Source organism: Aquimarina longa SW024 (assembly GCF_001401755.1).
In the GTDB taxonomy this organism is placed as follows: Bacteria; Bacteroidota; Bacteroidia; order Flavobacteriales; family Flavobacteriaceae; genus Aquimarina; species Aquimarina longa.
In genome coordinates this window covers 23,230-45,792 of record NZ_AVQK01000031.1, presented here as the reverse complement: position 1 = coordinate 45,792, position 22,563 = coordinate 23,230, and the positions used below count along the sequence as shown (strand labels likewise).

General features: G+C 29.8%; 22 protein-coding genes. 11 read left to right on the top strand and 11 right to left on the bottom strand.

Going from position 1 to position 22,563, the window contains the following annotated elements; translation table 11 throughout:
* The first annotated feature begins 37 nt into the window (after window positions 1-37).
* Entirely contained in the window at window positions 38-511 is a 474-nt protein-coding gene (locus N456_RS07800; RefSeq protein WP_062055644.1) for a hypothetical protein, read from the top strand.
* A 4-nt stretch (window positions 512-515) separates the two neighbouring features.
* Here the strand turns inward: N456_RS07800 and N456_RS07795 are convergent, their stop codons facing one another.
* The 4 genes from N456_RS07795 to N456_RS07780 form a co-directional block, all read right to left on the bottom strand.
* On the bottom strand, window positions 516-1,703 hold the full coding sequence (locus tag N456_RS07795) for a THUMP-like domain-containing protein (protein WP_062055642.1): 1,188 nt from the start codon (window positions 1,701-1,703) through the stop codon (window positions 516-518).
* The gene (locus N456_RS07790) at window positions 1,704-2,792 is read right to left on the bottom strand and encodes an AI-2E family transporter (RefSeq protein ID WP_062055641.1); all 1,089 of its coding nucleotides are present in this window, start codon (window positions 2,790-2,792) and stop codon (window positions 1,704-1,706) included. It lies immediately after the preceding gene.
* 95 nt (window positions 2,793-2,887) lie between these two features.
* Entirely contained in the window at window positions 2,888-3,406 is a 519-nt protein-coding gene (locus N456_RS07785; protein ID WP_062055638.1) for a TrmH family RNA methyltransferase, read from the bottom strand.
* Window positions 3,406-4,050, bottom strand: a complete 645-nt coding sequence (locus N456_RS07780) for a DUF4159 domain-containing protein (RefSeq protein ID WP_062055636.1) — start codon at window positions 4,048-4,050, stop codon at window positions 3,406-3,408. Before N456_RS07780 ends, N456_RS07785 begins: the two co-directional genes overlap by 1 nt.
* A gap of 40 nt (window positions 4,051-4,090) precedes the next feature.
* On the opposite strand from N456_RS07780, the gene N456_RS07775 reads away from it, so the two are divergent.
* Both N456_RS07775 and N456_RS07770 read left to right on the top strand, forming a co-directional pair.
* Window positions 4,091-4,816 (top strand): DUF1223 domain-containing protein, encoded by a 726-nt coding sequence (locus tag N456_RS07775; protein WP_062055634.1) that lies wholly within the window; start codon window positions 4,091-4,093, stop codon window positions 4,814-4,816.
* Window positions 4,817-5,042: 226 nt separating this feature from the next.
* On the top strand, window positions 5,043-5,516 hold the full coding sequence (locus N456_RS07770; protein ID WP_240315504.1) for a hypothetical protein: 474 nt from the start codon (window positions 5,043-5,045) through the stop codon (window positions 5,514-5,516).
* A gap of 124 nt (window positions 5,517-5,640) precedes the next feature.
* On the opposite strand, the gene N456_RS07765 is transcribed toward N456_RS07770, so the two are convergent.
* The gene (locus N456_RS07765) at window positions 5,641-7,155 is read right to left on the bottom strand and encodes a DEAD/DEAH box helicase (RefSeq protein ID WP_062055632.1); all 1,515 of its coding nucleotides are present in this window, start codon (window positions 7,153-7,155) and stop codon (window positions 5,641-5,643) included.
* Window positions 7,156-7,327: 172 nt separating this feature from the next.
* Between N456_RS07765 and N456_RS07760 the strand changes: the two genes are divergently transcribed.
* From N456_RS07760 to lpdA, 5 genes are all read left to right on the top strand, one after another.
* The gene (locus tag N456_RS07760) at window positions 7,328-8,197 is read left to right on the top strand and encodes an alpha/beta hydrolase (protein WP_062055630.1); all 870 of its coding nucleotides are present in this window, start codon (window positions 7,328-7,330) and stop codon (window positions 8,195-8,197) included.
* Between the two features lie 76 nt (window positions 8,198-8,273).
* Window positions 8,274-8,762 carry a peptide-methionine (R)-S-oxide reductase MsrB gene (gene msrB / locus N456_RS07755; protein WP_062055686.1) on the top strand — a complete coding sequence of 163 codons (489 nt, stop codon included), beginning with the start codon at window positions 8,274-8,276 and terminating at the stop codon, window positions 8,760-8,762.
* Entirely contained in the window at window positions 8,759-9,151 is a 393-nt protein-coding gene (gene msrB / locus N456_RS07750) for a peptide-methionine (R)-S-oxide reductase MsrB (protein ID WP_062055628.1), read from the top strand. Before msrB (N456_RS07755) ends, msrB (N456_RS07750) begins: the two co-directional genes overlap by 4 nt.
* A gap of 29 nt (window positions 9,152-9,180) precedes the next feature.
* The gene (locus N456_RS07745; RefSeq protein WP_062055626.1) at window positions 9,181-9,690 is read left to right on the top strand and encodes a hypothetical protein; all 510 of its coding nucleotides are present in this window, start codon (window positions 9,181-9,183) and stop codon (window positions 9,688-9,690) included.
* Window positions 9,691-9,885: 195 nt separating this feature from the next.
* Window positions 9,886-11,277: a dihydrolipoyl dehydrogenase gene (gene lpdA / locus N456_RS07740; protein ID WP_062055624.1), complete on the top strand. Its 1,392-nt coding sequence runs from the start codon at window positions 9,886-9,888 to the stop codon at window positions 11,275-11,277.
* Window positions 11,278-11,390: 113 nt separating this feature from the next.
* Here the strand turns inward: lpdA and aroQ are convergent, their stop codons facing one another.
* The 3 genes from aroQ to N456_RS07725 form a co-directional block, all read right to left on the bottom strand.
* Window positions 11,391-11,810, bottom strand: coding sequence for a type II 3-dehydroquinate dehydratase (gene aroQ / locus N456_RS07735; protein ID WP_062055620.1), 420 nt, complete (start codon window positions 11,808-11,810; stop codon window positions 11,391-11,393).
* Between the two features lie 71 nt (window positions 11,811-11,881).
* Window positions 11,882-12,514, bottom strand: coding sequence for a porin family protein (locus N456_RS07730; RefSeq protein WP_062055618.1), 633 nt, complete (start codon window positions 12,512-12,514; stop codon window positions 11,882-11,884).
* A gap of 199 nt (window positions 12,515-12,713) precedes the next feature.
* Entirely contained in the window at window positions 12,714-13,040 is a 327-nt protein-coding gene (locus N456_RS07725; protein WP_062055616.1) for an outer membrane beta-barrel protein, read from the bottom strand.
* 279 nt (window positions 13,041-13,319) lie between these two features.
* Here N456_RS07725 and N456_RS07720 point away from each other — a divergent pair, with 279 nt between their 5' ends.
* Window positions 13,320-13,925: an outer membrane protein gene (locus N456_RS07720; protein ID WP_062055614.1), complete on the top strand. Its 606-nt coding sequence runs from the start codon at window positions 13,320-13,322 to the stop codon at window positions 13,923-13,925.
* 79 nt (window positions 13,926-14,004) lie between these two features.
* The gene (xerD, locus tag N456_RS07715) at window positions 14,005-14,901 is read left to right on the top strand and encodes a site-specific tyrosine recombinase XerD (RefSeq protein WP_062055612.1); all 897 of its coding nucleotides are present in this window, start codon (window positions 14,005-14,007) and stop codon (window positions 14,899-14,901) included.
* Between the two features lie 98 nt (window positions 14,902-14,999).
* Here the strand turns inward: xerD and N456_RS07710 are convergent, their stop codons facing one another.
* The gene (locus tag N456_RS07710; RefSeq protein WP_062055610.1) at window positions 15,000-15,413 is read right to left on the bottom strand and encodes a hypothetical protein; all 414 of its coding nucleotides are present in this window, start codon (window positions 15,411-15,413) and stop codon (window positions 15,000-15,002) included.
* A gap of 312 nt (window positions 15,414-15,725) precedes the next feature.
* Here N456_RS07710 and N456_RS07705 point away from each other — a divergent pair, with 312 nt between their 5' ends.
* Window positions 15,726-16,895 carry a M12 family metallopeptidase gene (locus tag N456_RS07705; protein WP_062055607.1) on the top strand — a complete coding sequence of 390 codons (1,170 nt, stop codon included), beginning with the start codon at window positions 15,726-15,728 and terminating at the stop codon, window positions 16,893-16,895.
* Window positions 16,896-17,144: 249 nt separating this feature from the next.
* Here N456_RS07705 and pfkA read toward each other — a convergent pair whose 3' ends face one another.
* The gene (gene pfkA / locus N456_RS07700; protein WP_062055605.1) at window positions 17,145-18,131 is read right to left on the bottom strand and encodes a 6-phosphofructokinase; all 987 of its coding nucleotides are present in this window, start codon (window positions 18,129-18,131) and stop codon (window positions 17,145-17,147) included.
* Between the two features lie 32 nt (window positions 18,132-18,163).
* A complete protein-coding gene (locus N456_RS07695) occupies window positions 18,164-22,552 on the bottom strand; it encodes a translocation/assembly module TamB domain-containing protein (protein WP_240315505.1) in 4,389 nt (1,462 codons plus the stop codon).
* Between the last annotated feature and the right edge of the window lie 11 nt (window positions 22,553-22,563).

The window sequence follows — 22,563 nt, the reverse complement described above, 5'->3', positions numbered from 1 at the left end:
TATAGTAGATAAATACAATTAAACTATTATAGCAATAATGAAATTATCAGCAATATTAGTAATAGTATTACTTTCTATTACCAATAATACAATTCATATCAAAGATATACGAGAGTCTTATAAAACATGTAATGATTCTAGAGAAAAAGCACTACAGTTTTTTAAATTAACTCATAACTCATTACAAAACAAAGGAGCAATCTATAAAGGATATCATGGTGCTGCCTTAGCTCTAAAAGCGTCTTTTTCTTGGAATCCATATAAGAAACTTTCTTTCTTTAATAAAGGAAGAAAAATGATTGATAGTGCTATTTTATCAGAACCAGATAATATCGAACTAAGAATGATTAGAATAAGTATACAATCTAATGCTCCAAAGATCGTAGGATATTATAAAAACATCGATGAAGATAGAAATCTTATACTATCCAAGATTGATACTGTGAATGATAAAGAATTAAAACAATATATAGATAATTTTATAGCATATTCAGATGTGTTTTATAAGTAAGAATTTAATCAACTACTTTCTCACAAAAAAGTACCTGTTTTTTGTTATTACAATCTGTTGTAAAAAACAAATACTGATCTCCCCCATCTTTAATTTTTAGTTTTTTACGTATCATGGCTACACTCTCTGAAAAATTACGTGTCGTAATATTAGCTTTAGTAATACCCATTTTCATTAATTTTTTTTTCTGATATGGATATATTGCTACGATCTTAAATTTTCTTCCTGGAAAATCAATTTCATGATCCGAAGTATACAAATGAGAGTTTATGTGTAATTTTTTTAATTTAAAAGTACTAGCAATACTTAAGAAACCTCCACTTTTTAAAATCGAAGCATTAGGCTCATATAGATATTTCATTGGCATTCCTATATCTATAGTTTGTTCTGCTTCTTCGTTTTGCAAAAAAGAAAATCGTTGTATTTTCTTTTTTTGGATATTTACAGTAGTAATAGTAATATGCGCTGTATAAGATTTATCTAAAACCCATAACAACTCTTTTACTTCATTTTCTATAGCCACAATATGGATTTCTTTTACATGCTGTAATGATCTAACTCCTATTTGTATATCTAATAATGGTGAAGTTTTTAGTAGAATATTGTTACTTTTAGTGAATAAAAAATCTAAATTTTGAGGAATATTAGGTAAACAATCTTCTAGAAAAAAAACTTTCCCTTTACTATCATGCCGTCTTGAAGGATCTACATAGATCCAATCTACAATTGTTTGCTCTTTAAGAATCTCTAAGCCATCTCCTACAATAGTTTTAATATTAGTTGAACCTAGTAGTTTAAAATTATGGTTTGCGAGCTCACTAAGCTCTTTATTCAACTCACAATGTAGTATCTCTTTAATTCGTTTTGAAAAAAAATAATCATCAATACCAAATCCTCCTGTTAAATCAACTAGTTTAGCTCCAGAAACAAGATTACTTTTGTACAATGCAGTTACTTCTGATGAAGTTTGTTCTAAATTAAGTATTGGAGGATAACACACTCCGTTCTTACTGTACCAAGAAGGTAGTTTTTGTTTTGCTTTCCGTCTTCCATGAATTTGCTGTGCTAATTCCTGAACTGAAATCCCATCAAAAGGGCTTCCTTTTAGAATAAGAGTACTTAAATCTATTGTACTATTAGATTTTTCTGCAATAAACTCTTGTACTGTTTTTTTTAATAATAAACAATTCAATTATAGATCTTTAGTCAATGTTTTTACAATTTTATACTCTGATAAAAATTCCTTAGCAATTACTTTTATAGCCGTATAAAAAGGTACTGCAATAATAAGTCCGCCAATGCCAAATAATAAGCCAAAAATAAGAATCGCTAAAAAGATTTCTAATGGATGAGATTTTACACTATTTCCAAAAATCAGAGGTTGATTGAGAAAATTATCAATCAGTTGAATAATCAGATATCCTATAAGAATGTATGCTAATTTTGGTAAAATAATTTCTTGAAAATCATATCCTAAATTACTAGTTATAGCTAATATCATTACGAATATCCCTCCAAATAAAGGTCCTATATAGGGAATTAAATTAAAGATAGCAGCTATCAACGCTACTGCAATAGCATTATGAACCCCAAATATCAATAGAAGTGCAGCATATAATACAAACAGTATTACTACTTGTAATAATAATCCGACAAAATATCTAGAGAGTAAATCTTTAATTTTAGTAAATGCTCTCATAAATTTATTTTCATCTTCTTTCTTTGCAAAAATTAATAGACTATTCTCTAAAAGAAGGCTATCCTTCAATAAAAAAAATGAAATAAATAATATAGAAAACAAACCTATTAAAACAGCCCCAAACCCACTTAAAAAGGCATTAATCGCATTAGGAATAGCTTTTAGATCAAAAAACTGCATCAAATCAGTTTGCTTTATAAGCTCTACAAGATTTAATTTTTTTACCTTAAAATAGGTACTAACTTCTTGATTAAGTCTATCTAAATCATCCCCCACTTTAGTGATATCTATTTCACCAATCAACTGCCCTTGTTCGCTAATAATAGGGACAAATAGCATAAAAATACTAAAAAACAATGCTATTGTAAGTAAAAGTGTTACTACTACTGCTATTGTATTATTAAATCGAAGTCTTTTTTTAAGAAATAAAACCAAAGGTCTTCCCATTAAAGAAATTACCGATGCAAAAGCAATATAAATAAGAACAGATTGTATCTTATATAGAAACCATAGTAATCCCAAAATACCAATAATAACAGCTACTGACCTTAGGATACCATATGAGATAGTTTTTGAATTCATTTTTTAGTATTTCAGACAATCAAAGTTACAAAGTTTTTAATGGATCGCTTTTTAATAAACTCCCGTAAGTCTATAATTTAAAAATCCTTTATCATTTATTCACTCACCATTTGTTTTGTTATCTCATAAAGAGCTATTCCTGTAGCAGTAGCAACATTCATACTACTATTATTGCCATACATATTAATATGTAAACTTTTGTCTACTAATGCTAAAATCTCTTCAGCTACTCCAAAATTTTCTTCTCCAATAATAAGTGCTATTTTTTCTTCGGGTTTAAAAATATGTTCAGAAACAGGGATACTAGTCTCCGTTATTTCTAATGCAAATATACTATAACCATTAGATTTTAACTCTTGCACTACAGTTATACTATCCTCTATTAGATCATAAGGGATCATCTCGTGAGTAGCTCTAGATGTTCGAATCATTCGCTTACTGGTTATTATAGTACTATCTTTTCCGCAAAAGTAAATTTGAGGTATCCCAAAACTATCTGCAATTCTAAATATACTACCAATATTAGCAGGAGAGTTAACCCTATCACAGATTAATATTATAGGAAACTGTTTTTTTAAAAACCGTATTGTAGTATGGTTAAGTTGTTGATTCATTAATTCTCAAAAGCATATTTGATAATATTAGCTCCCATTTTAAGAGCTTTAACACGAACTTCCTCGGGGTCATTATGTACTTCTGGGTTTTCCCAACCATCACCAAGATCACTCTCAAAAGTAAAAAGTAATACCAACCTGTTTTCATGAATAATCCCTAAGGCTTCAGGTCTTTTCCCATCATGCTCATGAATTTTGGGTAACCCATTAGGAAATTCATATTTTGAAGAAAAAATAGGGTGTGTAACTGGTAATTCTATTAATTCCTTATCAGGAAAAATTTTAACTAATTCCTTTCTGACATATGGTTCCATTCCATAGTTATCATCAATATGTAAAAAACCTCCACTCAACAGGTAATTTCTTAAATTTTCTACATCTACATCGGTAAAAAAAACATTACCATGTCCTGTCATATGAATATAAGGGTATTGAAATATATCTACACTTTCTGGTTTTACTGTTTTTGGTTTAGCATTTATTTTTGTATTTATATTTTGGTTACAAAACGTTATTAAGTTAGGGAGTGCTGTAGGGTTACTATACCAATCCCCTCCTCCCTTGTAGTGTAAAATAGCTATATCCTGTGCATGGATCGATAGTGCCATGAAAAAAAAGAAGCTCCATCCAGTAAGTTTTAACATCATATCCGTCTAAAAAATAAAATCTAAAAGTACTAAAATTATGCAGATCTTACAGAAGCTTACCATACTATTACTACTTATTTTTTCGGCACTTATAAATGCTCAAGAAAATAATTCTGGAAGTATCGTATTAGAATTATTTACTTCTCAAGGATGTAGTAGCTGCCCTTCTGCTGATAAATTACTGGATAATATTAATCAAAAACATAATCCTAAAAATGTAATTACACTCTCGTATCATGTAGATTATTGGAATCGATTGGGATGGAAAGATCCGTATAGCTCGCCCCTTTTTAGTGATTACCAAAGAAATTATGCTACTCAGTTTAGCAGTAAATCAATATATACCCCCCAACTAGTTATCAACGGAAGTGAACATTTTATAGGGTCTAATTCTTATAAAACAAATATTGCATTAAAAAAATATTCAAAAATCAAACCAGAAACTTCTATCATTATAAAAAATGTAAAACGACAAAATTTTACAGTTGTTTTTGATTATACTATAAAAGGAGAATCCTTTAATACTATTACACTAGCATTAGTTGTTGCTGAACGCATCACATCTATATCCCAAGGAGAAAATCGAAATCGATCTATAAAAAACATAAATATTGTTGCTAATCGATTAGTAAAAAAAGAAAAAACTGGTACAGCATCTATTACGATACCTAATTGGATCAAAGAAAAAGATCAACTTTCTATAATTGCATATACCCAAAAGAAAAGTTTAAAAATTACTGGTGCTGATAAGGTTACATTATAATACTCAAAAAAATAAGTATTTTTACCTTAATTATAATAACCTAATATTATAAAAAGGATTGTATCAAAAGAGTAATTATAGAAAATATTACGAAATATCACCAACAATTGGGATACTAGTGTTTATATGCCTTTATTTTTACTCTTCTACATTATATCCTGGTGGTTCACAAGCTGATATGAATTCTATAGGGTTTGATTGGGTACATAATTATTGGTGTAACCTGATGAGTGAAACAGGAATAAATAAAATATCAAACCCAGCGAGACCTTTTTCGATTTTAGCAATGATAATTTTATGTATCAGCCTAGCTATATTTTTTATACAGTTTGCCACAAAATTTTCAACAGGTTTATTTTGGAAAAATACAATTCGAATCTCAGGAACGCTATCGATGATTTTTGCTATTTTAATATTTACAAAATATCATGATTTAATGACAATATTATCAAGTTTTTTTGCTGTTTTTGTTGTGGCTGGCATTATCCGGCAAATCTATAAGAGTAAAATGACACTATTTAAAATTAGTGGGATTGTTTGTATTGTATTTTTGGTACTAAATAATTACATTTATTATAGTGAACATTTTATTAAAGTATTGCCTTTACTTCAAAAAATAACATTTGCTTTTATTCTTATATGGATACTAGGCTTAAATCATAAATTAATACATTACAATTCTATCAATAAAACAACATAAATATCGAGAATAATATCTTTTAAGAAAAGGAACTGCAGAATCAACACTATTTCTTAGTGTACCAAATGCTTTAATCTTTAAAATACTTGGAGAATATCTACAACCATTATCTCTGAGATCAATTCTACATAAATAATTGGCTAATTTTAGATCTTAATTTTCGTTTATAATCTTCTTCTAGCCAGTCCCTATAGTTTTTAGTACTCTTACTAATACAATATGAGTATCTACGCACTCGATATTCTATATCTTGATCTAATAATTTACTTAAAATTCGAGCATCAAAAACATCTTCACTATTTTTTACACACATTTTTGCATGTTGTTCTATAGAGTTTTCAAGAACTGTTAAGCTTCTATATCCATAACGTTTTGTCTTTGCATATTCTTCCTCTATATCAAAGTCTATATTTGAGGATTTTGAAAATTCTTTTCTTAATTCCTCAGGTAACACATATTTAAAATTACGTTCTATCTCTTCATCTCCAACCAAGCTATCATAATAAAAATCTGGTGATTTAAAAATAGATTGCCAATCTACATCAGCATTCCATAACCCGAACCTTGCTGTATTATTTCCTAAATCAAGTATCAAAAACTCTGATTTAGTAGGTAAAATACGAGAGCCCCTTCCAATCATCTGAAAATATAATGTAAGTGATTTTGTTGCTCGATTAAGAATTATACATTCTACTGTTGGTTCATCAAACCCTGTAGTAAGTATACTGACAGATGTAAGTATTGCATCATCAGTAGTTTTAAACCAAGCTAAAATATCTTCTCTTTCTTGTTTACTGTTAGTGTTATCCAAATGACGAATGGGATATCCTGCCTTTTTTAATGTTTCATATACGTATATGGACGTATTGATCCCATTATTAAAAATAAGTGTCTTCTTGCCTTTTGATCTTTCCTCATAAGCACGTAACAGTTTATCCTGCATTACCGTATTGGTGTATAAATCTTCAGAAGATTTTACGGTATAATCCCCATTCATTCCAATTTTTAAAGCCCCTAACCCTACATCATACGAATAAATCACTGGTTTAGCCAAAAATCCACTTTTAATTAATACACTTATTGTATCACCCACAATCAGCTCATTATAGTTATCCTTCATAGGTAACTTCATATTAGAGCTAAGTGGTGTGGCAGTAACTCCCAAAATAAAACAATTTTTAAAAAATCTAAAAAGTTTTCTAAATGAATTATAATGAGCTTCATCAATAATCACCATTCCAATATTGTCTAGCTTTAGATGATCATCATTAAGCCTATTATTAAGCGTCTCGACCATAGCTACAAAACACATATACTGATTTTGATCGTCAAGTTCTTTAACAGCACTATTTATGATTTTATTCTTTACTCCAAAATCAGTTAGCATTTTAGAAGTTTGACCACAAAGTTCAATTCTATGTGTAAGAACAATCACCTTTTTTTTAGTAGACTCAATATATCTTCTAACAATCTCAGAAAAAACAACTGTTTTCCCTCCTCCTGTAGGAAGTTGATACAACAGATTATATTTTACAGGAAACTTATTTAACCGACTAAATATTTTATCTATATCACGCTGTTGGTAATCGTATAATACTTTTTGTTCTTTTTTATTACTATTTGAGGGTCGCAATCCCATGAATCCCTTATTAAAAATAAGGTACAAAATTAAACACTTTAAAAGGTTATACGAAAGAATTGATCATATATATTTGTTCAACTTACCTTTATACAAAAAAATAATTAGTATGTATTCTGTTCTAAAAGCTAGCTTTTTCTAATTTTAACCCCATAAGTTAGATACACTACCAATGAATAATGCAGATAAAAACCTAATCCCTGTTCAAGCACTTTTGATTCCTAAATCAATTCTATATATTGGAAAAATAGTAAACTGGATTTCTCCTTTTTTAGCCTCAAGATTTGCTGCAAGAATCTTTTTAACTCCTTTTGGATATAAAATTCCTAACAGAGAAAAAAGAATGTATGGAAAAAGTAAAAAAGAAGCAGTTTTTATAAAAAAAATTAATCGTAAAGTTATTGTCTATCATTATGGTAATTCTCAAAAAAAAATCCTTTTAGTTCATGGTTGGTCTGGCAGAGGAACACAGCTATCTAAAATTGCAGATGAGCTATTAAAACAAGGATATAGTACTGTCAGTTTTGATGCTCCTGCACATGGAGATGCTCCAGGAAAAAGAAGTATGATGCCTCATTTCATTGAAACCGTACATCAATTAGAACAAAATTATGGACCTTTTGAAACTGCAATTGGTCACTCTCTAGGAGGAATGTCATTACTTAGAGCAACCAAAAATGGTTTACAAATAAAAAAATTAATCATTATTGGTACAGCAAATAGCATCACTGCAATAGTTAAAAATTTTGTAAAAAACCTACAATTAGACGAAAAAGTAGGAACTCTCCTAAAAGCATATTTTGATAAAAAATATGGAGAAGATCTTGATAATTATTCTGGAGCCATCTCTGCAAAAGAAGTTAAAATACCTACATTGGTTATACACGATATTAATGATGTAGACGTACACTATAGTGCTGCTCATGAGATTGTGGATAATCTAGAAAATGGTAATATATTAATTACAAAAGAATTAGGACATAGAAAAATATTAGGGAATCAAAAAGTCATTGCTAAAATTGTAGAATTTATTTTGGAATAATTATTGATTAGTTATTTTATGCATACTTTAACGACTATTTAAGCATAACTTTATGTATTTAAAATTAAAAAAAACTATGAGACGTTTTATTTTAGTACTCATTGGAGTTCTAGCGATAAGTTGTACAAGTACAGCTCAAAAAGAAACCAAAAAAAACAAAAAATCTTACAAAGTATCTAAAACTGATGCAGAATGGAAAAAGATTTTAACCTCAGAACAATATTATATTCTGAGACGAGCAGGAACTGAAAGACCTTTTTCTAGTCCGTTGAACAAATTATATGCCCCTGGTATTTTTTATTGTGCTGCATGTAATACTCCTCTTTATGAGAGTAAATATAAGTTTGATAGCGGAACAGGATGGCCTAGTTTTGATCGTGCTGTCGAAGGAAGTGTTGATAAAGATGTAGATCATAAATTAGGATATGCCCGATCTGAGCTATTATGTACAACCTGTGGAGGGCACTTAGGTCATGTATTTAATGATGGCCCTAGAGAAACTACAGGAAAAAGACATTGTATTAATGGTGATGCCCTTATCTTTAAACCAAAAGACAAAAAATGAGCAAATATCCCATACAAAAATCCGAAGCTGAATGGAAAGAAAAGCTTACGGAAGAACAATATAGAGTATTAAGACAAAAAGGAACTGAAAGACCTTTTACAGGAACGTATAATATCCATACTGAAAATGGTACATATACCTGTATGGCTTGTGATACACCTTTATTTAAAAGTACTACCAAATTTGATTCAGGTTGTGGATGGCCTAGCTTTGATGAATCTATAGAAGGTGCTATTGAGTATATAAGAGATACCACACATGGTATGGTACGTACAGAAATAGTATGTGCTACTTGTGGCAGTCATTTAGGGCACGTATTTAATGATGGACCTACAGCAACCGGTCAACGGTATTGCGTCAATTCTATTAGTATAGACTTTGAGAAATAAAACAACGAGAAACACTAAAATTACAACCTATGAGATTTATTTTTATTTTACTATGTATAACAACATTCATATCCACATCCTGTTCTAGTGATGATGATAGAATAGATTTAGATACTATTGGTAAAACTTTTGAAGTAGCCAAAATAAATTTTACGTCCGATAACAACATCAGTAGAATTGGAGTCACTATTCCTAATACTATAGAAGTTTTTGAATCCGATGTTGCATTAGTTTATGTTCGCGACCCTCAAATTTCTTCAAATGAAAGAGCTGATGCATGGGAACCATTACCCAGAACTTTCTTTTTTGATAATAATGGTTATGCACAATTTAGATATAATTTCATTTTTGATGCAGATAGAAACATATTTGACATCGAAATTATCTTAGAATCTGATAATTTTGCTGCTTTAGATACTACTTTTACTCAAAATCAAGTTTTTAGAGTAGTTATCGTACCCTCTAGTTTTCCTAAAAACAGTAAAGTAGACCTATCAGATATTAATGCTGTAAAATCTGCTCTTAAATTAGATTTCTAAACAGATTAAATAATTTCATTTAATACTGTAGTTTAGTACTAAAAAACATCAAAACACTAAAGATTAACACCATAATCATATAATATGCTATTTTTTTAATGATTTTAATAATGATCTTCCTCTTAGGGAGTCTTTAAATCCTTTTTTCATTAACTGAATTATTCTTAAATTCGTGTCTTTAAAAAATAAAGATTTATGAGCACATATGATATCGTTGTTTTAGGAAGTGGTCCAGGGGGCTATGTAACTGCTATTAGAGCTTCTCAATTAGGATTCAAAACCGCAATAGTGGAAAAAGAAAAACTAGGAGGAGTATGTTTAAATTGGGGATGTATCCCCACAAAAGCATTATTAAAAAGTGCAGAGGTATTTAATTATCTTAAACACGCATCTGATTATGGGCTTACGGTAGATACATTTGATAAGGATTTTGATGCAGTTGTAAAGCGTAGTCGTGGTGTCGCAGAAGGTATGAGTAAAGGAGTCCAATTCCTTATGAAAAAAAATAAAATTGATATTCTAGAAGGTTTTGGTAAACTAAAATCTAGTAACACAATTACTGTTACCGATGCTGATGGAAAAACTACTGACTACGAAGCTAAACATATTATTATTGCTACGGGAGCAAGATCTAGAGAGTTACCTAATTTACCACAAGATGGTAAAAAAGTGATTGGGTATAGAAAAGCAATGACTTTAGAATCACAACCTAAAAAAATGATTGTTGTTGGATCAGGGGCTATTGGAGTAGAGTTTGCTCATTTCTATAATGCTATGGGAACAGAAGTAACTATAGTAGAATATTTACCCCACCTTGTCCCTCTTGAAGATGAAGATGTTTCTAAACAGTTTGCTCGTAATTTCAAAAAGTCAGGAATTAAGGTTATGACCGATTCTTCTGTAGAAAGTGTGGACATTAGTGGTGATGGAGTTAAAGCAACGGTAAAAACAAAAAAGGGAGAAGAAATTCTTGAAGCCGATATCGTATTATCTGCAGTAGGAATTAAAACCAATATAGAAAATATCGGTTTAGAAGAACTAGGTATCGCTACAGATAGAGATAAAATTGTTGTTAACGATTGGTACCAAACTAATATCCCTGGTATTTATGCTATAGGAGATATTGTACCAGGTCCTGCTCTAGCTCATGTTGCTTCTGCAGAAGGAATTACATGTGTTGAAAAAATTGCAGGAATGCATGTTGAACCAATCGATTACGGAAACATCCCTGGATGTACCTATGCTACACCAGAAATTGCTAGTGTAGGAATGACAGAAAAACAGGCTCGTGAAGCTGGTTATGAATTAAAAATTGGTAAATTTCCTTTTTCTGCCTCTGGTAAAGCTAGTGCAGCAGGAACTAAAGATGGTTTTGTAAAAGTAATTTTTGATGCTAAATATGGCGAATGGTTAGGTTGCCACATGATTGGAGCAGGGGTTACTGATATGATTGCTGAAGCTGTTTTAGGTAGAAAATTAGAAACTACAGGACATGAAGTATTAAAAGCTATCCATCCTCACCCTACAATGAGTGAAGCTGTGATGGAAGCTGTGGCAGATGCTTATGACGAAGTAATTCATTTATAATAATAGATAATATATTTAAACAAAATGCCTTATTCTAAATTAGAATAAGGCATTTTGCATTTTTTGTACAAAATTATCTTATCTCTCTAAATTTTATTTCTTAATACCCCTCTCTAAACAGTTACAAAACTCTGTAGTGCTAATGAATAGCTCTGTAAACCAAAACCTAGAATAACTCCTTTTGCATTAGGAGAAATATAGGATTGATGCCTAAATTCTTCTCTACCAAAAGTATTAGATATATGCACTTCTACCACAGGAGTTGCTATTGCTTTTATGGCATCTCCAATTCCTATAGAAGTATGTGTATATGCCCCTGCATTAAGAATTACTCCATCAAACTGATCATCTGCTTCCTGAATCTTAGTTATCAATTCCCCTTCAATATTAGATTGAAAATAAGCTAATTCCATCATTTTAAAACGAAATTGTAAGTCTTTAAAAAACTCGTCAAAAGTTTGGTTTCCATATATCCCTGGCTCTCTTTTACCAAGAAGATTTAAATTAGGACCATTTAATATTAAAATTTTCATCATTTTATCTTTCAATAATTAAGTGAAACTGAATAGTATAGTTTTTTATTAATACGTTTTTATGGGTATTACTATTCCTGTTCTTGCTGGCGCCTTCTATTATTTTTAGTTTTAAATAAATACCCTACAGATAACTGAGCTACAGAATGTTTATTATCTATATTAGACGTTTCTATAGTATTAATATTGGTCAACCCTAAGTTATAACGAACTTGAAAAAACAGACCGCTTTCTAATTTATAACCTGCCCCAAAAACCCAACTAAAATCATAATTACTAAAAGAATCATAGAATTCTTTAGGAGTATCTTTTGCAGATTCAGTAGCATTTGCCAATGTTCCTAATTGTGGCCCTGTTTCTAAACTAAATTTATCTATAATATTAAACTTAGCTATAACAGGAAGCATTAAATAATTTAAGCTAATCTTATTTTCTATTCCTTCTTCTTTAATTTTATACCCCTGTGCAGAGTATAATAGCTCTGCTTGTACAAAAACACGTGGTACTACAGGAAATTCTATTACAGCACCAAAATGCATGCGTACTCTAGCATCAACATCTGTATCTCCTACTATAGTAGCATAATTCGTTCCTGCTTTAAATCCTGCGCGTGTATATAACGGGTCGTCTTCTTTTTCTTGAGCATATGAAAAAGGAATCGTAATACATATAATCAGGATAGTTAAAAAAATATTCTTTATCATAATAACTAGTATTCTACCAATTCATAGTATAAATGGTATTAATATTCAAAAGTAGTTTTATTTTTTAAAATCTAAAGCTCATAATCAAAAAAAGCACCTCAGTTTAATAAGATGCTTTTAAATAATTAAGCTAAGAAATATTCTTAGAACTTATATCCGACAGATAATTGAAATACATTATTCTTTCTTGTGGACCTGCTTAAATATTAAAACCTTCTGCTACATAACATTTAAGTATTAAAGGAATATTGACATAATCACTATTTGTTTTGTATTCTCTGCCTCCATCTTTTTCTTTTGCTCCTTGTGCAGAATATAATAATTCTGGTTGGAAAACAAATTGATCAGAAATAGGAATTTCTGCAAGTGCCCCTATATGGAAATTTGTTCTTGCATCTGCAGCTTTAATATTGCCTAAAAGAGCAACAAAATTCACCCCTAATTTAGCTCCAAATCTGATGTCTTCTTCTTGTGCAATAGCGACTAAACTAAAAGTAGCAAATACTGCTAATAATAATTTTCTCATGATGAATGATTTTTTATAAAATTAGCCACTAAAGAATACTTTTTGGGTACTTTTTCTTCCTATAACGATGTAGTAAAAAAACAAACTACTATAGGCTAGAAACCGGTAGTTTTAAATAAAAGCTTGATTCTAAAATTATTAATAATCCCAAAGAGAATTGATTTTTTTAGAAAAAATTTAATATCAAAAATATTAAGAGCTAGTTAACAATTTATACAAGTGAATTCTATAAATTTGCCATCGATTTAAAACAAACAACCTTTTAAACAAACAATTATTATGAAAAAACTAATATTAACTGCTTTAGCAGTAGTAAGCTTTACTTTTGCAAATGCACAAGAAGAAGCTACAGCAACAACAGGATTTGCTAATGGAGATATCTTCATTTCTGGTTCTGTAGGGTATAGTTCTTCTAGTACAGGAGAGTTTAAAACAAATACTTTTACTTTTTCACCAAGAGCAGCGTACTTTGCTACAGAAAATATTGCTATTGGAGCAAAACTAAAATTCAATAATGAAACTAATAAAAATGGTGGTAATAAAGCAAAAAACGATTCTTTTGGAATAGGTGCTTTTGGTAGATATTACTTTACTCCTGCAAGTAAATTTTCTATTTTTGCTGAACTAGGATTAGATTACAGATCTTCAAAAAGAGACGATGGTAATACTGCCACTCCTGATGTAAAATCTACTGGATTTGGTATCGCTGTAGGACCTGGTGTTAGCTATTTCATTAGCAACAACTTTGCTCTAGAAGCAAACTGGGGAGCTTTAGGATATGGTTCTGATAAGCCAAAAGATGTTCCTAATGCAAAATCTACAGATACTTTTAACCTTAATGCTGATCTTGAAGATATCACTCTTGGTTTAGTATATAAATTCTAAGTATAAAATATTTTTACTCTTTTAAAACCATTCCAATCATTTTTTTGGGATGGTTTTTCTTTTATATATATTAGTAGTAATGAAATGGAATCATGTCATAAAAGATTACGAACATTACCTTAGAATCGAAAGAGGGCTTTCTGAAAATTCAATTATTAGCTATACTCTTGATATACAACGGTTGTTAAAATTCCTAGAAGAACAAAACACTATAGTTACTCCTCTTTCTATTGAAAAAGAAATATTACAACTATTTATTTTTGAAACAGCAAAATTAGTCAATCCTCGTTCGCAATCCAGAATCATTTCTGGATTAAAGAGTTTTTTTAATTATTTGGTTTTCGAAGATTATCGAGAAACTAATCCTATGGAACTTATTGAATCTCCTAAAATAGGTAGAAAACTCCCAGATACATTATCTGTAGAAGAAATAGATCTTATTATCGCGCAAATTGATTTAAGTAAACCCGAGGGAGAACGTAACCGTGCAATTATAGAAACTCTTTATGGATGTGGTCTACGAGTAAGTGAGCTTATAACATTAAGATTATCCAGTCTTTTTTTTGATGAAGGGTATATAAGTGTTACAGGAAAAGGTGATAAACAACGATTTGTCCCCATAGGAGAGGTTACCTGCGATTATATTAATAAGTATACCAGTGAAATACGAAGTCATATGGATATTAAAAAAGGGCATGAAGATACTTTGTTTTTAAATCGGAGGGGCAAGCAACTTACTAGAGCAATGATTTTTACAATTGTAAAACGTTTAGTAGAAAAATCAGGAATTCATAAACAAATAAGTCCACATACTTTTAGACATTCTTTTGCAACTCATTTATTAGAAAATGGAGCCGATCTAAGAGCTATTCAATTAATGCTAGGACATGAAAGTATTACAACTACAGAAATCTATATGCACATAGATCGAAGTCACTTAAAAGAGGTTATACATAATTTTCACCCCAGAAGATAATAGTTGACTGATAACATATCAATAGAAGGAAGTTTTAAAAAAATAAGTTCCTAGAAAATAAAATAAGTTTTGATAAAAATATTTGTACAATTATTAATTTAGAATAATTTCGATTTGTTTTCTAATTGTAAAACTATCCATTTAACCGCTTCTTCTAGGCTTTCAAATGAAGCAATACCATCTTGATAAAACATATTTTCTATTCGTATACTCGCTTTCTGAGATTTATTATATATAACTGCAGCAAAAGCTATCATATTTGGAAATATATTTTTAATCCTCATATAATCTATTGGCTCTAATGAGTATGAATTTACTCTATTAGAAATATACCCAAAAGAGTGATTTTTATAATGTAAGTCTGTTAATCGGGATATTTGTTTTGCTTTTTCATAATCAAAACAAATACCTTCAGCTACTTCAATAATCAAGTAATTTTTATAAAAAACAATTTTCCCTATTTCAAGGTCATATTGCTTTATCACTTGATTATTTTTAATGGGTTGAAGCATAATTGAATATTAAGTACTGTATAATTTATTTAGATACATCACTATTTTATTATTAGCTATACTAATTTTGTATGTACCCCATTATTTTGATCATGACTATAAATTATAATGGATTTTTTTACACTATTTCTCCTTAAAACAAAGCTGTTTTTAATTCATTAATTTAAGAATCTATTATTAAATTAACAAATTATTTCACAATTTAATTATAAGTTTATTTGTTTTTTAACATTTTTAAAACACTAATATAATTGAGAGTTAGTTTTAAATACATACACCGGTAAATTATATACAAACTCAAAATTAAATTTAATGAAAACGAAAAATGTAGTCAATTGGCTTAGAATTGGTGTTTTAGCAATTGTTTTATCATTTACTTCTTGTCAAAAAAATGAAAACTTTGAAGAAACCCCTGAAGCAGTTAACGATCAGAATCAATTTATTGAAAAGTATTTTTTAAATGAACGTGTTCTTGTAAAAAAACAAGACGACGGAACCTATAGTCTTCAAGGAACCGATGTTCGATTATTTGAAGATCAATTAACTAACTTAGCTATTCCTGTAGCTAATACAGAAGCTCCTAATACTAAGATAAGTGCTAAACTTGGATTAGGAGGAACTGTTCGTAAATGGACAAATAACACTGTTGTATATGTAGTAGAAGGATTGAGTCAATCAGTTCGTAACGAGCTTCAAAAATCAATGGATGAATGGAGTAGTAAAACAAATGTTCGTTTTAAAAAACGTACTAATGAATCTAATTATGTAACTATTAGTAGTAATGGTGATTCTTGTAATTGTGGTGTTGCTACCTTAGGAATGAATGGATCAAGAGGGTTTATTCGTTTAGGAAGTGCTACGACAGCTGTTGTACTTATCCATGAGATTGGACATACCTTAGGGTATATTCATGAACAGAATCGTTCTGATAGAGATAATCATGTTATTATTAAATATGAAAATATACAAGATGGCGCCGCTGATCAATTTTATAAAAGTAATTCTGCCATTCTGGTAACAAAAGATTTTGATATCAATTCTACTATGATGTATGGTAGTTATACATTCAGTAAAAATAGACAACCAACTATAACTGACCTTAATGGTAATGTTTTACCAAGAAGACAGGCTGCTATTTCTGCTTTGGATATTAAAGGAACAAATAAAGTTTACCCATCTGATGATGGTGGTACTCCTACTACAAATCCTTGTAAAGGTATTGCTGAATGGGTAAAAGGTAAACGTTACTCTGTAGGAGATAAAGTAACCTATCGAGGAAGCTTATATGAGAGAGATTTTACAAGATGGAATCGAATTGCTGAATGTAAAAATACTCCTACAAATACTGATATATGTAATGGAGTTACAGAATATTCTGGAAACAAAAATTATGCTTCTGGGGATAAAGTAACTTATAATGGATATTTATATACGCTTGGCACTAATGGTTATTGGTCTAGCAATGGTCGTTGTGGATCGTAAACACATTTGTTGTTTAGAATCAAAAGAAGTGCTATTTATATAAACTAGCATAGCATCATCTTATAAAATTATCATATACTGTGTAAATAGAGATTAGTCGAAGGTTTAAAAATTTTCGACTAATTTTTGTTATTAACATAAGTTCTAAAAAAAGAAATCCCTTCACTAACAATTAAGGAAATAAAAGCTCCTAAACTTCTTTTTATAGTCAGTAATTCTTTTAAGAAGACAATATTTTATTACTCTTTTCTAAGTAGAAAGAATATCCGAAATACGTAATAACTCTCTGTTTATCTCATGATCTTGTATCAAACTATTATCAAAACTGGTAGCTGTAATTTTATTATTTATGATTCCAACCATCATATTTTTATGACCATCCAGAAGTAACTCTACAGCTCTAACACAAAGCCTACTAGCCAATGTTCTATCAAAACATGACGGAGACCCTCCTCTCTGCATATGACCTAGTACAGTAACTCTCACGTCATAATCTGGTAAGTTATCTATAACATAATCCGCTAATTCATATACATTTTTACCTATTTTATCTCCTTCACTTACAACGACAATGCTTGATGATTTCCCAGAACGTTTACTACGTTTTAAAGATTCTAACAATCTATCAAGTCCCAAGTCTTCTTCAGGAATTAAGATTTCTTCTGCTCCAGCTCCAACACCACTATTTAATGCTATAAATCCTGCATCTCTCCCCATTACTTCAATAAAAAATAGCCTATTATGAGAACTAGCAGTATCTCTTATCTTATCTATAGCATCGACTACTGTATTTAAGGCTGTATCATAACCAATCGTATAATTAGTTCCTGCAATATCGTTATCGATAGTACCAGGAACACCTATAACAGGGATATTAAATTCTTCGCTAAAAATTTTTCCTCCTTTAAAAGTACCATCTCCTCCTATAAGTACCATAGCATCTACCCCTATTTCTTTAAGCTGGTCTGCGGCTTTTTTTCTTCCTTCTGGAGTTCTAAAATCTTTAGATCGAGCTGATTTAAGTATTGTCCCTCCTCTGCTTATAATATTACGGACACTCCTTGCATTCATCTCACAGTAATCTCCTTCAATCATCCCTTGATAACCTCTATAAAACCCTATACTTTTTACATTATAATATGCACATGTTCTTACAACTGCACGTATCGCAGCATTCATCCCTGGGGCATCTCCTCCAGAGGTCATAACACCTATTGTTTTAATCCCTTTTAGCATGTAATTTTCTATTCAAAAAATTATAATAAAAACTACTTTTTATTATTTGTAAAATTAATAAAATTTGGGGTATCTATTTTTGTAGTATCTTTTGATTTTGGTTTGGTTATAGAATCTTTTACCTTTTTATTTTTAAAAATTTTAGTCCAGAGCTCATTAAAATTATCAAAATCTACTGAGTATGAAAGTCCAATCCCTTGTTTATACCCTTGGTTTCCTGTACCAACATACTGAACTGTATTTTCTTTGTTAAAAATTTTCCCTCTTAAAGACCCATCTTCATTAAAGAGGTATTCTATTTCTACATCTCCTACGACGCCTGACTCATTAACTCCACCTATAGGAACCCCTACTCTACCATTAATCAAAACCCGATTACTTATTTGGGTAGAAAGAGTTATTCCAAATTGATCTGCATCTTCTCTATCTAAATTACGAATTCCTTGTACATAATTTAATCCTACTTGAAATTTATCATCTTCGTCAGAAAAAATCCCATTAAAAAGACTAGATGCTCGTTCTGCAACCAATCCACCTGTAAGAGTATTGGCATCAAATGTTCCGTTATAAAACTGTCCAGACGAAACTAATGAAATTGCCTGTAACTCTTTATTAGATTGATCACTTAATTTATAATCTAATTCACTTTTTACAACAGAACTTAAATTTGGAAATTCTATATCAAACTTAACATCAGGTTGTATTAACTCTCCCTGAAGGTTTACAAGTACTTCTACAGGAATTTTACGATTTATAGTAGAGTTTTCTAATAATATTGCTGGATTCGCTTCTGTTTTATATACTGCACTAAGATCCAAAATTGCACGTGTGGGATTCCCATCCCAATTGATTGTTCCTCCTTCTCTAACCGTAAATAGTTTTTCTATAAATGCTCCATATCTAAAATTATAAGTCCCTTCATAAGCTACAAAATCTCCCCACATCTTAAATTTTCCATTAGTATTGATTTCAATAAGTAGTGTCCCTGCTCCACGTCCTTTTAAGGAACTTCCTGTATTTTTATCAATTACAACCTCTACTTCCGCTTTATTATTGACATCTAGTTCGAAATTGAGCTCTAACCCTTTTATTTCATTTATTATAATTTCTTTTCCTTCTAATCGGGCACGCTTCTCATCAGGGCTTAAAAAGTGAATATATGAATTATCCCCTATAGATTCTATTTCGTTTAATGGTATTTTAAAAGTAGTCCCTTTTTCTGTAGTTGCATTAACATTTATCACCAATTCGTCAGTTGGGCCATTTATAGTTGCTTCACCACTTATAAATCCTGTACCATAATACAAAGATTCTTCGTCTTCTTCTGTATCCAAAACAAGTAATCGTTCATTAGCCAATACTTTTAAACCTAGTTCCCATTTAGAAAAACGTCGATGAGCAATAAAACCCTTTAAAATCCCTTCTGTATTATATTTAGTATCTGTAATATTAACATCATCAAAATTAAACTGTTGTCCCTCTAACGTAACTCTTGAGTTATTTTCTAAATCAAGATCTATATTTAGATATGGTATGGTAAGCCCTGCATTATCTAAATATAATATTCCATCAATCGAAGGGTTTTTATAGCTTCCTGAGATTTTTGTTTCACCAGAAACAAAGCCTCTTATATTAGTCAATACTTCTCCTCCTAGTGCACTAAATCCAGAAATGTTAAATTTATGTAATGCTACATTTACATCTATAGATGGTTTTTTTTCTGAAACATTAATAACACCAAGAGCTGATAATGTTTTCTGTTTTTGAGAGTTTAATAAGCGTGTATTAACGGTATACTCGGTTAGGGTTTCATTACCAGATACATTAAGCCTTAATTCTCCTAATGGAGTTTTATTAATATCTAAATCTCTAATAATAATTGTAGATGTAGGAAAATAACTACCATTTTCCTGAAGCACTGATAAATCACCATCTACTCTTCCTCTAAAATCTAAACTATCAACTCTTGGTGTAATTTTATTAAGATCTACATTATTAAAAGTTGCTTTTAGATCTTTATAACCTTTACCTTTAGTGATACCATTAATTTTTATTTCTTCATCCATATAACTAAGTATTATGGATCGTATATCTATACTCGTAAAGTTATTATCAAAAATAATTTTATTATTCTCTTTATTTTTTTCTTTGTTTGCATACCAAGTATACCCTTTATATGTAAAATCAGATTTCCTTAATCCAACAACAGAATTATTTTCTTCATTTATAGTATGGTAAAATTCTAGATTAAAATTGTCTTTATTATTTTCTCCTCCTTTAAATTCTGAGTGCATAAATAATGTATCTTTTAGAGTTACATTAATTAAACTAAATTCAGAAAAATCATAGTACTTAGAGTTGATACTATCAATAGCAACATAGGTATTAAATAATGGGTTTTTATTATCTATCTGAATATCCACATCTTGCATTAAATTATCAAAGGCTTTAATAGATGGGGATTTAAATGTCAGTTTAAACTCTGATTCATTACTTTCTACTTTTCCTTTTATAACTGTGTTAGGAGAAAATTGAACTTCTGGAAAAAATACATCTACTATTTTATTATAAATATTAAAATCAAAGACCATAAACTCATTATCTGTAACTTCTGTTGCTTCAAAATTTGTGTATAGACTTCCTATAGAATTTCTAAATAAGTCATATACATTTTCAAACCTAAAAATCCCTTTTACATTTCCTTCTATAATATCTGGACTATTAATAGTAATTGTACGTATGTTATCATCATCAAATTTAGAAGTGATCTCAAAATCTTCAAAATAAAATGCTGCATCTTGATTTGTATAGAGTGTTTTTTCAAAAGAAATTGTTCCAAAAGCGTCATTAATCCCTGTACCTTTCATATTCATATAAACATCTCCTTTAAAAATCGAAATACTATCTCTCTTAAAAAGGTTTAATGCATTAAAATCTATATGGTCGACGTAAGCCTTAAAATTATAATTATGTACATCCTGTGATAAATCGGCAACTCCATTAAAATCAAATTGTATATTAGGGTCTTTAGACTTTAATTTACCATCAAATACACGTTCTTTAAGAATCCCTAGAGCTTTTATATTTGTATACGTATATTCATTAAATTCTAGTGCACTTATATCTCCTTCTATCTTAGTATTGAGACTTCCTAACGTAAAACCACTTCCATCTATATGAATATCAAAAGCTGAGTTTTTTACAGATTTCTTACCTAACAATTGACCAATATTAAATCCTTTAGAAATAATATTTCCATTATACGATGCTCTTTTTACATCATTAAGGTTCTCTAATAAGACAAAAGCATTTATCTTTCCTAATTGAGAATACAAATCCATATCTACATCTACAGTTTTTGTAGTTATGATGGCATTACCTGTAGCTTTTACACTTCCAAATTGATATAATTGCCTTGGTAGAGACTCTCCTAATATATTAGGTAATAAATTAACTAAATCGTAATAATTAGTAGTTATATTTTCAAAATCTCCTTCTAGTTTAAATTTTGAAGCATCATCTAGAACATTCTTAATCTTTATATTTCCTTTTATGATAGATCGATCTAATCCAGATATAGTAGTATTGATAACTTCAAAATCATTTAGAACTCCTGTGATTGCTGTATTTTTTAATTTTAGTTTTTGATCTTTGCCAAACTCGTTATAAAAAGGGATTAAATCATTTGTAGAAATTATAGCATCTTCAAATTTTGCATTGATATAGACTTCATTTTCAAAATCATTTAATCCATCATCGTCATATGAAAACAATATTTCTCCTCCAATCTTAGAATCTTTAGTTTCTATAATTAACTCCTGAAAACTCATACTGTTTGAGGTTATAGCAAAACAAGTTTCTAGATTAGATATATCTAACCCTCTAAAGTCTTTAAATGAAGATTTTTCTATAGTACTATTTACATTATCTCCATTAATCGTTAAGTTTTTTGCTTCAAGAGTAATATCGCTATACTCAACAGCCTTTGGTTTTCTTAAATTTTCATTAATAAAGCTATATTTTCCTCTTTGTAGACTAATATCTTCTGCGGATAATGTAAAAGCAGCTTTAGATGTTGTTTTTTTCTTAGTATCAAACTTTCTTACAAATGTCATTAAGTTATCACTACTCTCATCTTTATATATTTTCATATTAAAGATTAAATCTTCTATAGAAACTCTTCCTAATTCAGGGTGTCCTTTTGAAATTTCTTTAATATTAAGAATAGAAGTTGCGATACTCCCTGCATATAATAATGTATCCTGATGATGGTCTTTGATAAATACTTTTTTTAGACTCATATTACCTGCATATGTTAATCCTATTTGATCAATAGTAATATCAACACCATAAGTTTTATTAAGAGTATTGGTAACTTTTTTACCTAGATATGTTTGGATAGCAGGAATAGATAATAGCACTATCAAGAAAA